The following is a 14,309-nucleotide window of genomic DNA, read 5'->3' as shown; positions in this document are numbered from 1 at the left end:
TGTTTTAAGGATTACGTGCGGGGGATTTCTGCCTCGATGGTGTTCGCTGCCGCGGTGGTGCCGCCTGCTTCTTTGATCTCCTGCTTGAGCTTGGCCAGGCTTGTGGCTACCTCGGTGCTGGTCGTCAGGTCTGTCACGGCCTGGCGCAGGGCTTCCGGGGTTGCCTGGTCACGGGGGATGTGCTTGCCCACGCCGAGGGCTTCCAGTCGTTCGGCGTTGATGGTCTGCTCGGCCATGCCCGGGACGCCTACCATGGGCACGCCGTGGTGCAGGCCCTCCATGGTGCCGCCCATTCCGCAGTGCGTGATGAACGCCGTGGCCTGCCCGAGGATGTGCAGTTGGGGTACCCACCTGTGCACCTCGAAGTTGTCCGGGATGGCGCCCAGGTCATCGGGGGAGACGTGCTTGCCGATGCTCATCACGACGTGCCAGTTCGGGGCGTCGGCGAAGGCTGCGACGCAGGCCCGGTAGAAATCGGGGCGGTCGGTGTCGGCGGAGCCGAGTGAGATGAGGAGGACGTCCTTGTCCGCCGGTTTCGTCCAGTCGCCCTGGTAAGCGCGGTTGCCCAGGCAAGGACCGACGAACGTGTACTTGGCGGGCACCGAGTCGCCGTTGGGCTGGAACGAGCGGGGAATGCTGACCACCGCCCGGTCCGGGTGGCCGACGTAGGTGCGCGGGTCCGTCGTGCTGCCTTCGGCGCGCAGCCACGTCTCGATGTCCTGGAACGCCTGCCGGACTTCGGGGTTGTCGTAGAAGTCCCCCATCTCCTCCTCCCACCCCTCGTAGGCGACGAACGTGGGGGAGAACTGGACGGCCGGCACGCCCCAGCGCTCGGCCAGGACGCGGGCGGTCCAGGCGGCGATGTCGTAGACCACCAGGTCCGGTCGGTGGTCGGCGTAGGCCCGCTCCAGGTGCGGCAGGACCTCCTTCGCCTCGCGCAGGAACAGTTGCAGGGCCGCTCCCATCCCGGTCGGCCACTTGTCGTCCGACGTGGGGAGGGTCGTGGGGTAGACGACCGGCACGGCGCCGGCGTGCTCGACCTGCGCGGTGAAGGCGGCGGGCACGGCGTAGGTGACCTGGTGGCCCCTGGCCGCCAACTCGGCCACCACGGGCAGGGTCGGGTTCACGTGTCCGTGACCGGGGATGTTGAGGAACGCGATGTGTGACACGGTTGCTGCTCCGAAGTCTTCGATGATTCCGACTGGGTGCGGATCGCCGGCACGGGCGCGAGTGGCCCCCTGCGGTGCGAGTGGCCCCTGCGGGGCGAGTGCCGCCATGGGTTGCCGCGTAACCCCTTCACGCGGTGCGCGGGGGCTGCGGCCGGGTCGGAATCAGAGGTAGAAGACGTGGAACGGGGGGTACATGAGGCTGAGCATAGCGGTGGGCCGGTTGGCGTAGCGGGGAGTGGTGGTCGGTGTTGATCAGGGGTCGTGACGGATATCACTGGTGTTGGGGTGATGCCGGCGGAAGATCACCCGTTTTCGCTGGATCTGGCACCCTTTTGCCCGATCAAGCACTCACCGTGTGCTACTGATTGCCCGGTGTATCGGGCGTTGGGTGCCCGACACGGCGGTGCGTTTTATCCGGTGGGGCAACTACGGTGTGCCGCCATGGCCCCCGTCCCCGCCCGTACGAGTGAAGCCATCCCCTTGCACACCAACACCGTCGACCTCGCGGAGGCTGACGACTTCATCCGCCTGTACCACTCCGAGCACCCGGGTGCGGGTTCTCCCCAGCGCCGGATGGCCGAGGTGCGTGCCGAGGTCGCCGCGACCGGCACGTACCGGCACACGGCCGACGAACTCGCGTTCGGCGCACGGGTCGCCTGGCGCAACAGCGCGCGCTGCATCGGGCGGCTCTACTGGCGCAGCCTGAAGGTGCGTGATCTCCGCGATCTGCGTGACCCCAAGGAAATCGCCGACGAGTGCGTGGCACACCTGCGACTCGCCACCAACGGTGGGAAGGTGCGCCCCGTCATCTCCGTCTTCGCCCCCGACGCGCCGGGGCGGCCCGGACCGCGCATCCGCAACGACCAGCTGATCCGGTACGCGGGTTACCGCGGCGAGGACGGCGGTGTGCTGGGCGACCGCCGCAACGCCGAGCTGACCGACCACGTCATCTCGCTGGGGTGGAGACCGCCCGTCACGCGGGGACCCTTCGACGTGCTGCCGCTGGTCGTCGAACGCGAGGGCGCGGAGCCGGCGATGATCGAGCTGCCGCGGGACGCCGTGCTGGAGGTGCCGATCAGCCACCCCGAGTACCCGTGGCTGGCGTCGCTGGGGCTGCGCTGGCACGCGGTGCCCGCGATCAGCGACATGCGGCTGCGGATCGGGGGTGTCGACTACCCGGCCGCGCCGTTCAACGGCTGGTACATGGGCACCGAGATCGGCGCGCGGAACTTCGCCGACACCGACCGGTACGACCTGCTGCCCTACCTGGGCCGCCGGATGGGGCTGGACACCTCCGGCGTGCGGACGCTGTGGCGGGACCGGGTGCTGGTCGAGCTGAACCGGGCCGTCCTCCACTCGTTCGGCGAGGCCGGGGTGACGATCACCGACCACCACACCGAGTCCGACCGCTTCCTGACCCACCTCCGGAAGGAGGAGGAAGCCGGCCGGTCGTGCCCGGCGGACTGGACGTGGATCGTGCCGCCGATGTCCGGCGGCCTCACCGGTGTCTTCCACCGGTACTACGACAAGGAAGAACTCGTGCCGAACTTCTTCCCGGCCGGCACGGTCGGCGTGTGCCCCGTCATTCACTAGTACGGGTGTACGGTGAACGTGAACGGCGTGGTGTGGTGTGGATCACCTTTGATCGTCTAACGTGACCTCCCGTGAGAGTGGGCATTCCCGCGGAGTCGCGGCCCGCTGAGCGCCGCGTAGCCGGTCTACCGGAAACGGTGACCACGCTGATCGGCGCCGGTCTCGCGGTCGACGTGCAGTCCGGGGCGGGGGCTCACGCCCACGCCTCGGACGCCGCCTACCGGTCGGCCGGCGCGGAAGTCGTACCGGACCACCCGGCGGGGCGCGCCGAGGTCGTCACCTCGGTGCAGCCGCTGGACCTGGACCGCGCCCGCGAACTGCGGTCGGGCGACATCACGGTCAGCTTCCTCCAGCCGTCCGCCGAACTCGACCTCGTCCGGGTCCTCGCCGAGCGCGGCGTCACCGCGTTCAGCCTCGACCTGCTGCCACGCGTGACCCGCGCCCAGAGCGCGGACGCGCTGTCGTCCCAGGCGCTGGTCGCCGGGTACCGCGCCGTGCTCGTCGCGGCCCAGCACCTGCCGCGGTTCCTGCCGATGTTCACCACCGCGGCGGGCACCGTGCCGCCCGCGAAGGTGCTCGTGCTCGGCGCGGGCGTGGCCGGGCTCCAGGCGATCGCCACCGCCCGGCGGCTGGGCGCGGTGGTCGAGGCGTACGACGTGCGCCGCGCCGCCGCCGAGGAGGTGCGCAGCCTCGGCGCGCGCTTCCTGGAGCTGCAACTGGAGTCGCAGGACGGCGTGTACGCCGCCGTGCAGTCCGAGGCGTTCCTGGAACGCCAGCGGGAGCTGATCGCGGACCGGGTCGCCGCGAGCGACGTGGTGATCTCCACCGCGGCCGTGCCGGGGCGCAAAGCACCCGTCCTGGTCACCACGGACATGCTCAAGGCCATGCCGCCCGGTTCCGTCGCGGTCGACCTGGCCGCCGAGTCCGGCGGCAACATCGTCGGCTCGGTGCCCGGCGAGGACGTGTGGGTGGGCGACGTCCTGGTCCACGGCGCGCGGAACCTGCCGAGCACCATGCCCGTGCACGCCTCGCGGCTGTACGCGCGCAACGTGGCGAACCTGCTCAAGCTGATGACCGCGGACGGGCGGGTCGAACCCGACCTGTCCGACGAGGTGCTGTCCGGCGCGTGCCTGACGCACGCGGGCGAAGTCCGCCACGCGCCCACCCGGGAGCTGCTGTGATCGAACTGCTGACGATCTTCGTGCTGGCCGTGTTCGTGGGCTTCGAGGTGGTCTCGAAGGTCTCCACGATCCTGCACACCCCGCTGATGTCCGGCGCGAACGCCATCCACGGCGTCATCCTCGTCGGCGCGATCCTGATCACCGGGCACGCCGACGACGCCCTCACCCTGGTGCTGGGCCTGCTCGCTGTGTTCCTGGCGACGGTCAACGTCGTCGGCGGCTTCGTGGTGACCGACCGGATGCTGGAGATGTTCAAGGGGCACAAGCGATGACGTGGGTCCAGCTCGCCTACCTGGCCGCCGCGCTGTGCTTCATCCTGGCGCTCAAGGGCCTCAGCACGCCGAAGTACGCGCGGGTGGGCAACCTGGTCGGCGCGGCCGGCATGGCGCTCGCCGTGGTGACCGCCTTCGCCACCGCGGGCGACCACCACGTGCTGATCGCGGTCGCCGTCGTCGTCGGCGTGGTGGTCGGCGTGCCCGCCGCGCGGCAGGTCAAGATGACCGCCATCCCGCAGATGGTGGCGTTGTTCAACGGGGTCGGCGGTGCGGCGGCGGCCCTGGTGGCGCTCGCCGAGTTCCTGGAGAACACCGGCGCGGGCGTGTTGTTCGTCGTCGCCACCGCGCTCACCGTCCTGATCGGATCGGTCAGCTTCTCCGGCAGCCTGGTGACGTTCCTCAAGCTCCAGGAGATCATGACCACCCGGCCGGTGCTGCTGCCGTCCGGGCAGTGGATCGGCATCGGCGTCGCCGCGGTGAGCGCGGTGCTCCTGGTGGCGACACCGGCGACCGGCTCCGCCGCGCTGCTGGTGCTGCTGGCGGTGGCGGGTCTGGCGCTGGGCGTGTTGTTCGTGCTGCCGGTGGGCGGCGCGGACGTGCCGATCGCGATCTCCCTGCTCAACGCGTTCACCGGCCTCGCGGTGGCGGCTTCCGGTTACGTGCTGGAGAACACGCTGCTGATCGTCGCGGGCACGCTGGTCGGCGCGTCGGGCACCATCCTGACCCGGCTGATGGCGCAGGCCATGGGCCGACCGCTGACCAACATCCTGTTCGGCGCGTTCAAGGCGGTGCCGCCCGCGGCGGCGAGCGGTGAGCAGCGCACGGTCCGGTCCGGGACGGTCGAGGACGTCGCGATCCTGCTGGGGTACGCGCACTCCGTGCTGGTGGTGCCCGGCTACGGCCTGGCCGTGGCGCAGGCGCAGCACGCCGCGCGGGAACTGGCGCAGCTGCTGGAATCGCGTGGTATCAGCGTGGACTACGGCATCCACCCGGTCGCCGGCCGGATGCCCGGCCACATGAACGTGCTGCTGGCCGAAGCCGATGTGCCGTACGAGAACCTGAAGGAACTCGACGACGTCAACCCGGGCATCGGCAGCGTGGACGTGGTGCTGGTGGTCGGCGCGAACGACGTGGTCAACCCCGGCGCGCGGGACGAGCCCGCCAGCCCCATCTACGGTATGCCGATCTTCGACGTGGACCGGGCGAAGGCCGTGGTGTTCATGAAGCGCTCGATGCGGCCCGGTTTCGCGGGCGTGGACAACAGCCTGCTGTACCACCCGAAGACGACCCTGCTCTTCGGCGACGCCAAGGACTCGCTCACCAAGCTCCTGGCCGCGGTCAAGCAGCTCTGACCTACAGCTCGTAGCCGGGCACGGCCGGTCCGGCGAACGCGCCGAACGCGCCGTCCACCCCGACCTCGCGCCACCAGTCGGCGAGCGCCGGGGTGTCCAGGTCCGGCACGCACACCGCGGCGCCGAACTCGCGGACGGACCGAACCAGCTCGCCGATCGCCCGGTGCGGCAACGAACCCGGCCGGTCGGCGAGCCGGCGCACGGCGGCGGGCGCGAGCAGCACCACGTCCGCGGCCAGCTCGTCCAGTAGGGACAGCTCCGCCTGGCCGCCGTTGAACCCGGCCAGCCCGATCGGGATGCCGTTGTCCCGCAACACCTGTGCGTTGTCACCACCCGCCGCGAGCATCGCGCGGGTGTCCAGGTGGATCCGCAGACCCGTGCCGGGCAGGGCGGTCTCGTCCAGCACCCGCATCACCGTGCCCACCAGGTCCTCGTCCCGCGACTGCATCGGCGAGAGCACGAAGTGCAGCACACCGGCGGACCACCCGGCCGCCGCCGCGGCGGCCTCGCGCAGCGCCCACTGGCCCAGCACCAGCGACCAGCCGTTGGCCTCGGCCAGCTCCACGCAGTCGCCGTGCCCCAGCTCGTCCCACCGCAGCCGGGCCACCCGGCCGTGCACGCGACCGGAACCGAAGTCCGCCACCGGCCGGTACTCGACTTCCAGCTCCGCGTCGGCGAGCGCGCCCGGCATCCGCGCGGCCCGCGCGAGCCACGCCCGCGACCGGCGGTCCTCGTGCCGGTCGTACGGCAGCCACTGGCGCTTGCCGTGCGCCTTGGCGCGGTGCAGGGTCGCGGTCGCCGCGCGCAGCAGCTCGTCCACGTCCCAGTCCGCGCCCGGCCGGTCCACCACGCCGATGCTCGCGGAAAGCGCCGTGCCGCAGTCCATCGGTTCGGCCAGCGCGTGGTTGATGCGCTCCACCATCTCCGGCACGCGTGGCGTGGCGGGACCGTTGTCCACGACGATCGCGAACTCGTCGCCCGCGACCCGCGCCACCAGCGCGCGCTCGCCCGCGACGACGACCTCCAACCGCCGGCCGACCTCGCGCAGCAGCCGGTCGCCCACCGCGTGACCCATGCCGATGTTCACCACCGAGAAGGCGTCCAGGTCCAGGTGGTAGAGCGTGATGCCGCGGTGGGACTTGCGGTGCATCGCCTCCAGCCGCGACCCGAACCGCTGCCGGTTCGACAGCCCGGTCAGCGAGTCGTGCAGCAGCTGGTGGTCCAGGTTCTTCTGGAGCAGGTGCAGTTCCGAGACGTCCTCGACCATCGTCACGTGGAACGCGGGCGCGCCGTCCGCGTCGTGCAGCAGCGACACCGCCAGGTGCACCCACACCGGCTCGCCGTCGTCGCGCAGCAGCCTGCGCTGCTCCCGGAACCGCTCACCGCGCCGCACGCCCGTCGGGTGGTACCGCGTGGCCAGCGCATCGGCGTCGGCCGGGTGGAACAGGTCGACCAGCCGCCTGCCCGGCAGCTCGGTGAACGGCACGCCGACCATCTCGCCGAGCGCCTCGTTCGCCTCCACGCACACGCCGTCCAGGTCCGTGACGACGATGCCGAACGCGGACGTCGTGAACACCTCGCGGAACCGCGCCTCGCTGACCTCCAACACCCGCTCGGCGCGTTGCTTCGCCGCCAGCAGCGCGGCTTTGACCTCCTCCTGCCGGTCGAACGCGTCCAGCCGCATCGCGGTCGCGAAACCCGTGCTGAGCGCGCCGAGGATCGCGACGACCTTCTCCGGCAGGCTCGGCACGTCGCTCAGCTCGGGGGTGAACAGCAGCGCCCGGCCCAGCACCTCCACCGTGCGCTGGAGCGTTTCCGGACCCGTGAAGTGGTTGCGCACCAGGCGTTGCCCGACCTCGGCGATCGGCGCCGCGGTGAACGGCTCGGCCTGGACCGCGTCGGCGATCACGTCCACCAGGTCGAGCAGGAACCGCTCGATCTCGACCGGGGAGAGCGGGACGTACGCGGTCGGGTACACCGCCGTCATCCACTCCCGCGCGAGTTCCCGTCGCCGGGGTCTAGCGGGCGGCTGCGCCATGCGGACTCACTTCTTGAGGCCCACTCCCGCGAAGATGCCCGCCCGCGCCGGGTCGTCGGTGTCCGGCGCGCCCTCCTCCGGGCGCCACAGCGGGAGGGGCACCACACCGGGTTCCACGACGTCGAAGCCGGCGAACAGATCCGTGATCTCCGCGTGCGTCCGCGGGTACATCGGATTCATGCTCCGCTTCATCACCTCGACGATCCCGGCCATCTCGGCGGGCTGCAAGTCGGAGGTGAACTGGGACAGCGCGAGTCCGCTGCCGGGCACGACGGCGTCCCGGTAGGCCGCCACCACGCCGGCCGGGTCGTCCTCCGGCGGCACGAAGTGGAACACGCCCACCATCAACAACCCGATCGGCCGGTCGAAGTCGAGCAGGCCCGTCCCACGCGCGGCGCCCAGCACGGCGGTCGGGTCGGTCATGTCCTCCTGGAGGATCGTGGCTAACGGGTCGTCCTCCAACAGCAGCCGGCTGTGCGCGACCGCCACGTCCTCGAAGTCCACGTACACGACCCGTGCGTCCGGTGCGGAGCGGCGGGCGATCTCGTGCACGTTGCCCACGGTCGGGATGCCGGAGCCGAGGTCGAGGAACTGCCGCACGCCGCGGTCGATCAGGTGCAGCACCGCGCGGCGCAGGAACGCCCGGTTGAGCCGCGCGATCGCCCTGGCGTTCGGCTGCGCCAGGAGGAACCGCTCCGCCAGCGCGCGGTCGGCCGCGAAGTTGTGGCCGCCGCCGAGCAGGTAGTCGTACAGCCGGGCCGCGCTGGGCAGCCCGGTGTCCACGCCGGCGGGCACCCAGCTCGTCCGCTCCACCACACCACACCCCGATTCCACGTGGGAGGGACCCGCCTCGGTGCCCGCGCGGAGAGGTTACTGAGCGGACCACCGGGCCGGGAGTGCCCGACCGGGGTTGTCCCCGATCGGCCTATCGGGGACGGGTGGCGCGCCCGGTCGCGGTGGATCGTCCCGCCATGCGGACACGGCCGATCGCGCGCTCGAATTCAGTACCATTCGCGCATGTCAGACGAGGCACGCACGCTCACCGACGTGGTCACCAGACTGCGCCGCGCCCTGCGCACCAGCATCCGGTCGGAATGGCCGTGGGACTCGCTGCCGATGGCTCAGGTCGAGTTGCTCCAGACGCTGGCCGAGCGACCGCCGATGCGGGTCGGCGACCTGGCGGCGGAGCTGCGGCTCGCGCCCAACACGGTGAGCGGCCTGGTCGGGCAGCTGATCGAGAACGGTCTGGTCGCCCGCGGCGGCGACCCGTCCGACCGCCGCGTGGCGCGGTTGTCCGTCACGCCGCAGGGCCACGAGCAGCTCGCCGTCTGGCAGGCGGCGCACGAGAAGCGGATCGGCTCGGCGCTGGACCGGCTGGACCCCGGCGAGCGCGCCGACGTGGTCCGCGCGTTGTCCGCACTGGACCACCTGGTAGACCACTTGCGTGCCAACTGACCCGGAGGAGCCCGCGCCGCGGCCCGAGCTGTCGGCGGCCGTGCTCGGCGTGGTCGCGCTCGGCGGCGGTATCGGCGGGCTGGGCCGGTACGCGCTGTCCGGGTTCGGGCTCGCCGGGACGGTCGCCGTGAACCTGCTCGGCTCGGCGTTGATCGGCGTGCTGGTGGTGCTGGCGCCCCGGCTGCACCCGCTGGCGCGGCCGTTCCTCGGCATCGGCGTGCTCGGCGGGTTCACCACCTTCTCCGCCTACGCCCTGGACGCCGTGCGGCTCGGCGGGTTCGCGGCCTTCGGCTACCTGCTGGGCGTGCTGGTGGCCGCCCTGTGCGCGACGGCCGCCGCCATGGCGGTCACCCGGCGGGTGGTCGGGTGACCGCGCTGCTGGTGTTCGTCGGGGCGGGCCTCGGCGCCGTCGCCCGCTACCTCACCGACCGGGTCGTGCGCGCTCGGCACCGGTCGATCATGCCGTGGGGCACGTTCGCCGTGAACGTCGTCGGCTCGTTCCTGCTCGGCTGCGTCGCGGGTTCCGCGCCGGTGGCGGAAGCCCTCGTCGGCACGGGTTTCTGCGGCGGCCTCACCACCTACAGCACGTTCAGCCTGGAGACGGTGCGCCTGCTGGAGGCCGGTGCGCTCCGGCAGGCGCTCGCGAACGCGGTGCTGAACCTCGTGGCCGGTGTCGGCGCCGCCGCCGCCGGCTACCTGCTCACCCGGTGACCTTCAGCCTGCCCAGCACGGCGGGCAGCTCGTCGGCGTGCAGCACCCCGAGCCGTTGCGTGGCGCGGGTCAACGCCACGTACAGGTCGCTCGCGCCGCGCGGCGACTCGGCCAGGATGCCGTTCGGGTCCACCACGAGCACCGAGTCGAACTCCAGGCCCTTGGTGTCCACCACGCCGAGCACCACGACCTGCGCCTCCAGGTCGTCCGACGCGCCCGGCACCACCGCGCGCAGCTCGTCGACCCGCGCGGCGGGCACGATGACCGCGAGCTTGCCCGCGCCGATCGCCGCCACCTCGTCCGCCACGACGGCCGGCAGCGCCGCCGCCACGTCGGCGACCCGCGTGCTCCACGGCTCGTGCCCGCTGTCGCGCACCGAAGTCGGCGGCGCCAGGTCCGGGTCGACGCCCGCCAGCACGTCCGCCGCGACCGCCATGATCTCCGACGGCGTCCGGTAGTTCACCGTCAGCTCGGTCAGCTTCCAGCGGTCCATCACGTACGGCGACAGCACCTCGTCCCACGACGACGCGCCACCGATGTCGCCGGTCTGCGCGATGTCGCCCACCACCGTCATGGACTTGCTCGGGCAGCGGCGCATCAGCGTCCGCCACGCCATCGCCGACAGCTCCTGCGCCTCGTCCACGATCACGTGGCCGAACGTCCAGGTCCGGTCGGCCGCCGCGCGCTCGGCCGCCGTCTCGTACCGCTCGACGCCGTGCCGCTCGGCCAGCCGGTAGGCGTCCACGAGGTCGGTCGCCATCAGGATCTCGGGGTCGGCGTCGTCCTCCAGGTCGAGGATGTCGAGCACGCCCTGCGCGTAGTCCACCGCCTGCCGACGGCGGCGTTCCGCGCGTGCCTTGGCCTCGGTGTCGTCCTCGCCGAGCAGTTCCGCCGCCTCGTCCAGCAGCGGCACGTCGGCGGGCGTCCACTCCGCGCCGCGCGGGCGGGCGAGCAGCGCCCGTTCCTCCGGCGACAGCTTCGGCGTCGCCTTCGCCAGCCGCTTCGGCGAGGCGAACAGGTCCTCCAGGAGCTGCTGCGGGGTGAGCGTCGGCCACAGCCGCTCCACCGCGGCGCGCACCTCCGGGTCCTCGCGCAGCTCGCGGCGGATGTCGTCGACGTCGGCCTGGTCCAGCAGGTGGCGGCCGAGGCGGTTCACGGCCTGCGCGGTCAGGGCCGAGATCACCTCGCGCAGGAACGTGCGGCGGGCCTCGTTGTGCGGGCGGCGGGTGCGCCGGGCGCGACCGCGGGCCGCCGTGATCGTCCGCCGGTCCAGGCGCAGCACGTCCTGCTCGAACGGGATCTCCACCAGCGCCGGCGCTTCCTGGCGGTCCTTCACGGCGTGCGCCACCACGTCCGCCATCTCGATGCGCCCCTTGAGCGCCGCCGCCTCCGCCGACTCGCGGCCCACCGCCGTCAGGCCCGGGTACAGCTCGCCCACCGTCGACAGCAGCACGCCCGTCTCGCCGAGCGACGGCAGCACCTGCCCGATGTAGCGCAGGAACGTCGTGTTCGGACCCACCACCAGCACGCCGCGCTTCGCGAGCTGGCGGCGGTGCGTGTAGAGGAGGTAGGCGGCGCGGTGCAGGGCGACGGCGGTCTTGCCGGTGCCGGGGCCGCCCTGCACGACGACCACGCCGTTCAGCTCGGTGCGGATGATCCGGTCCTGCTCGGCCTGGATCGTGGCGACGATGTCGCCCATCTGCCCGGTGCGGCTCGCGTTCACCGCGGCCAGCAGGGTCGCCTCACCGGTCAGGCCCTCCGAGGGGCGGGCCGGGTCGACGGAGTTGATGTCCAGCACCTCGTCGTCGAAGCCGACGACCGCGCGCTGCTTGGTGCGCAGGTGCCTGCGGCGGCGCACGCCGTCCGGCGCGGCGGCCGTGGCCAGGTAGAACGGGCGCGCGGCGGGGGCGCGCCAGTCCATCAGCAGCGGCTCGTAGTCCCGCTCCTCGTCGAACAAGCCGATCCGGCCGATGTAGAAGCGGTCGTCGGTGTGGAAGTCCAGGCGGCCGAAGCACAGGCCGTTCTCCACCGCGCTGTACTGGGCCAGCTGGTCGGAGTACATGGCCACCGAGGTGTCCCGCTCGGAGCGCATCTGGTGCGTGCCGCCGGTTTCGCGGAGCGCGCCCGAGAGTCGCTTGGAACTCTGGGCGCGCAGGTCGTCCAGCCTGCCGTACAGCATCGACACGTATTCCTGCTCCGACTCGATTTCCGCGAGTCGGAGGTCGGCGGAGGGGCTTGACAACGTGCCTCATTTCTGGATAGCGTGGTATATCAGGCTGTGCCGCTTTTCGCCTGACCTCTCTCTGCGCGCGCAGAAAGTCCAATCTACACGTTCGACGGCCCCGGTGCCTCCATGTGTGGCGCGTTCGTCGGGTTTTGGTGCGGGTGCGCCCGGTGTCGCCGGTCGGGGGTTCCGACCCGCCCCGGTGCCCGCGGGCGAGGGTCCGGTGTCCGAGCCGCGCCAGTGCCCGGGACTGCCCGGGACTGCCTGGTGTCCGACCGCACCTGCGCCGACCGCACCTGCGCCGAGTCGCACCTGCGCCGAGTCGCACCGCCCGCGAGCCGGGGCAGACCCGGCGGACGCCGGGTCTGTGTTCGCCGCCCGCGGGGTCCGCCGTGCCTGTTTCGCCGTGCCTGTTTCGCCGTGCCGTTCCGTCGCGCCCTGCACACCTGTGGCCTCGATCCGGTCGACCCCCGCCCCGCTCGCCGTCCGTGCGGCGGGTGGCGTGCCGGTCCGGCTCTCCCGGCTGTCCGCCCGCGGCGTTGGCCGGGATCGCCCGTCCGGACCGCGAAGCGGGCCGAGTCGCGCCCGAGCCGGGTGCCGGTGGTCTGGTCGTCTCGTACCGCTCGCTCCCGGTGATCGGGCGCCACCCGTTGAGCGGCAGCGGGTGGGGCGCGTGGGTGAAGCGCTGGGCGGGGTGGGGGGTGGCCCGGCAGGCTGGCGGGGTGAAGGAACATCGGCAGGAGTTGGTGCGGCTCAGCAGGGTCGCGGTGGACCGGTCGCCGACGCACCTCTTGTTCGCGGTGCTGGTGTCCGCGTGGGTGCTGGCGTGGGTCGTGTCCCAACCCTTCGGCGCGCCGGGGCCGTTGGACGTGGTGCGCCTCGCCCTCGGCTGGGCGGACGTGCCCGCTGACTGGCTGGACGCCGTCGGCGCCTGGTGCGCCGGCCGCACGGGGTGGCTCGCCGTGGCGGGCGGGTTGCTGTGGGCCATGACCACCGCGCGGCAGCAGTTGTCGGGGTTGCTGGGGTGGCTGGCGGTCATGTTCGCGGCCGAGTCGGTGGGATATGGGGCGGTGCACCGCGCGCTGCTCACGCTCGCCGTGTTCCTCGTGGTCCTGGGGCTGCTCTCGATTCCCGGCCGGCGGGCGTTCGTGGTGGACCGGATCGCGATCATCCCCAAGGACGTGGCGCGGGCGGCGGCGACGGCGGTCGCCTTGTCGGCCGTGGTGCCGTTGATCGCGCCCGGCTTGGTGATCACCGGTTTGCTCAAACCCTATGTGACCAAGCCGCCACGCTCGCGTTCTGAACCGAAAGAAGGCCCGGGGACGTCAAGTTTCGATCACGCTTTGCCGTCCCCGCGCCCGGCGCCGGCGGAGGTCTCGCCGGCCACTTCCCGCCCATCGGCGGGCTAGCGGCGGTTACCGGTCGGTACCGACGATTGTCCGGTCAACAATGGTTTCGGCGGTAATTGCGCTGCCACCTGCGCGTGTGGCACGTCGTCCTTTCGGCAGGTGGTTCAGGAAAGATGAGCACCGCTCACGTGGAGACCGCAGTCCTGCGCATACGTGCGACGATCCGTGATGAAGCTGGTGCCAATCCTGTGTTTGGGCTTACCGGTCCGTATCCATCAAGATGTGCGCGTGCCTGAAAATCCCGCCGAAAACCGCTTAGCCAAGGTGATGCGCCGGCAGCCCGTCCAGCAGCGTGGCGCCGCCACCGTCACCGCGATTGTCGACGCGTGTGCGCAGTTGCTGAACGAGTACGACTACGACGACATCACCACTGCCCGTATCGTGGAGCTGGCCGGCGTGCCAATCGGCTCGTTCTACCAATACTTCCCGGACAAACGTTCTGTTGTGCACGCGTTGGCGCTGCGCGGCATGGAGGAGTACCTCGGTCGGGTCGAAACGCTCTTCAACGAAGGGCAACTCGCCGCGAACTGGCGGGAAGCCGTGCAACAGGTGGTCGGTGTCTACCTGCGGATGCTGGCCGAAATGCCCGGTTTCGGCCGCGTCCGGTTCAGCGACCTGTTCGACGGGCACCGCCTCGACGCCAGCGTGGACCAGTACGAGCTGATGGCGGAACGGTTGCGCGAGCTGTTCGTTGGCCGGTTCGGCGTGCGCGGTGACGCGCCGGTCGACCTGACCTTCCGCATGGCGACCCAGACCGCCGACGCCATGTACAAGCTCGCCGAGCGCGTCGAACCCGCCGAGCGCCCGGTGGTCCTGCGCACCGCGGACGGCGTGATCCTGCGGCTGCTGTCGGGTGTGTTCGACCCGGCGTGACTTGCCGCCCCGGTCCGGGTGGTGTGGGG

At 71.7% G+C, this 14,309-nt stretch carries 13 protein-coding genes; 9 read left to right on the top strand and 4 right to left on the bottom strand.

Annotated features, from left to right (window positions below; genetic code table 11):
• Window positions 1-11: 11 nt before the first annotated feature.
• Window positions 12-1,196, bottom strand: coding sequence for a macrolide family glycosyltransferase (locus KZQ38_RS31560; protein WP_372452310.1), 1,185 nt, complete (start codon window positions 1,194-1,196; stop codon window positions 12-14).
• 414 nt (window positions 1,197-1,610) lie between these two features.
• Between KZQ38_RS31560 and KZQ38_RS31555 the strand changes: the two genes are divergently transcribed.
• The 4 genes from KZQ38_RS31555 (at window position 1,611) to KZQ38_RS31540 (ending at window position 5,570) form a co-directional block, all read left to right on the top strand.
• Complete coding sequence (locus tag KZQ38_RS31555) at window positions 1,611-2,762, top strand: nitric oxide synthase oxygenase (RefSeq protein ID WP_219447376.1); 1,152 nt, start codon at window positions 1,611-1,613, stop codon at window positions 2,760-2,762.
• Between the two features lie 71 nt (window positions 2,763-2,833).
• Window positions 2,834-3,943, top strand: a complete 1,110-nt coding sequence (locus KZQ38_RS31550; RefSeq protein WP_219447374.1) for an NAD(P) transhydrogenase subunit alpha — start codon at window positions 2,834-2,836, stop codon at window positions 3,941-3,943.
• A complete protein-coding gene (locus KZQ38_RS31545) occupies window positions 3,940-4,215 on the top strand; it encodes an NAD(P) transhydrogenase subunit alpha part 2 (RefSeq protein ID WP_219447372.1) in 276 nt (91 codons plus the stop codon). The genes KZQ38_RS31550 and KZQ38_RS31545 overlap by 4 nt, the downstream gene beginning before the upstream one ends.
• Entirely contained in the window at window positions 4,212-5,570 is a 1,359-nt protein-coding gene (locus tag KZQ38_RS31540) for an NAD(P)(+) transhydrogenase (Re/Si-specific) subunit beta (RefSeq protein ID WP_219447370.1), read from the top strand. The genes KZQ38_RS31545 and KZQ38_RS31540 overlap by 4 nt, the downstream gene beginning before the upstream one ends.
• Before the next feature lies 1 nt (window position 5,571).
• Here KZQ38_RS31540 and KZQ38_RS31535 read toward each other — a convergent pair whose 3' ends face one another.
• Window positions 5,572-7,557: a diguanylate cyclase domain-containing protein gene (locus KZQ38_RS31535; RefSeq protein WP_257902644.1), complete on the bottom strand. Its 1,986-nt coding sequence runs from the start codon at window positions 7,555-7,557 to the stop codon at window positions 5,572-5,574.
• Window positions 7,558-7,614: 57 nt separating this feature from the next.
• The gene (locus KZQ38_RS31530; protein WP_219447363.1) at window positions 7,615-8,424 is read right to left on the bottom strand and encodes an SAM-dependent methyltransferase; all 810 of its coding nucleotides are present in this window, start codon (window positions 8,422-8,424) and stop codon (window positions 7,615-7,617) included.
• 201 nt (window positions 8,425-8,625) lie between these two features.
• Between KZQ38_RS31530 and KZQ38_RS31525 the strand changes: the two genes are divergently transcribed.
• From KZQ38_RS31525 to crcB, 3 genes are read left to right on the top strand one after another with little or no spacing between them, the layout of a single operon-like run.
• Window positions 8,626-9,063 (top strand): MarR family winged helix-turn-helix transcriptional regulator, encoded by a 438-nt coding sequence (locus tag KZQ38_RS31525; RefSeq protein ID WP_219447361.1) that lies wholly within the window; start codon window positions 8,626-8,628, stop codon window positions 9,061-9,063.
• A complete protein-coding gene (locus KZQ38_RS31520; RefSeq protein WP_308258686.1) occupies window positions 9,053-9,433 on the top strand; it encodes a fluoride efflux transporter FluC in 381 nt (126 codons plus the stop codon). Before KZQ38_RS31525 ends, KZQ38_RS31520 begins: the two co-directional genes overlap by 11 nt.
• Window positions 9,430-9,774, top strand: a complete 345-nt coding sequence (gene crcB / locus KZQ38_RS31515) for a fluoride efflux transporter CrcB (RefSeq protein ID WP_219447359.1) — start codon at window positions 9,430-9,432, stop codon at window positions 9,772-9,774. Before KZQ38_RS31520 ends, crcB begins: the two co-directional genes overlap by 4 nt.
• Here crcB and KZQ38_RS31510 read toward each other — a convergent pair.
• Window positions 9,764-12,016, bottom strand: coding sequence for a HelD family protein (locus KZQ38_RS31510; protein ID WP_219447357.1), 2,253 nt, complete (start codon window positions 12,014-12,016; stop codon window positions 9,764-9,766). The genes crcB and KZQ38_RS31510 overlap by 11 nt on opposite strands.
• Before the next feature lie 704 nt (window positions 12,017-12,720).
• Between KZQ38_RS31510 and KZQ38_RS31505 the strand changes: the two genes are divergently transcribed.
• Both KZQ38_RS31505 and KZQ38_RS31500 read left to right on the top strand, forming a co-directional pair.
• Complete coding sequence (locus KZQ38_RS31505; RefSeq protein ID WP_308258685.1) at window positions 12,721-13,407, top strand: hypothetical protein; 687 nt, start codon at window positions 12,721-12,723, stop codon at window positions 13,405-13,407.
• A 168-nt stretch (window positions 13,408-13,575) separates the two neighbouring features.
• Complete coding sequence (locus tag KZQ38_RS31500; RefSeq protein WP_257902643.1) at window positions 13,576-14,280, top strand: TetR/AcrR family transcriptional regulator; 705 nt, start codon at window positions 13,576-13,578, stop codon at window positions 14,278-14,280.
• The last annotated feature ends 29 nt before the right edge of the window (window positions 14,281-14,309 follow it).

The organism is Saccharothrix obliqua (assembly GCF_019375475.1).
GTDB classification, from domain to species: Bacteria; Actinomycetota; Actinomycetes; order Mycobacteriales; family Pseudonocardiaceae; genus Actinosynnema; species Actinosynnema obliqua.
Note: the sequence above shows the minus strand (reverse complement) of the source record. Positions and strands in the feature narration are given on the sequence as shown.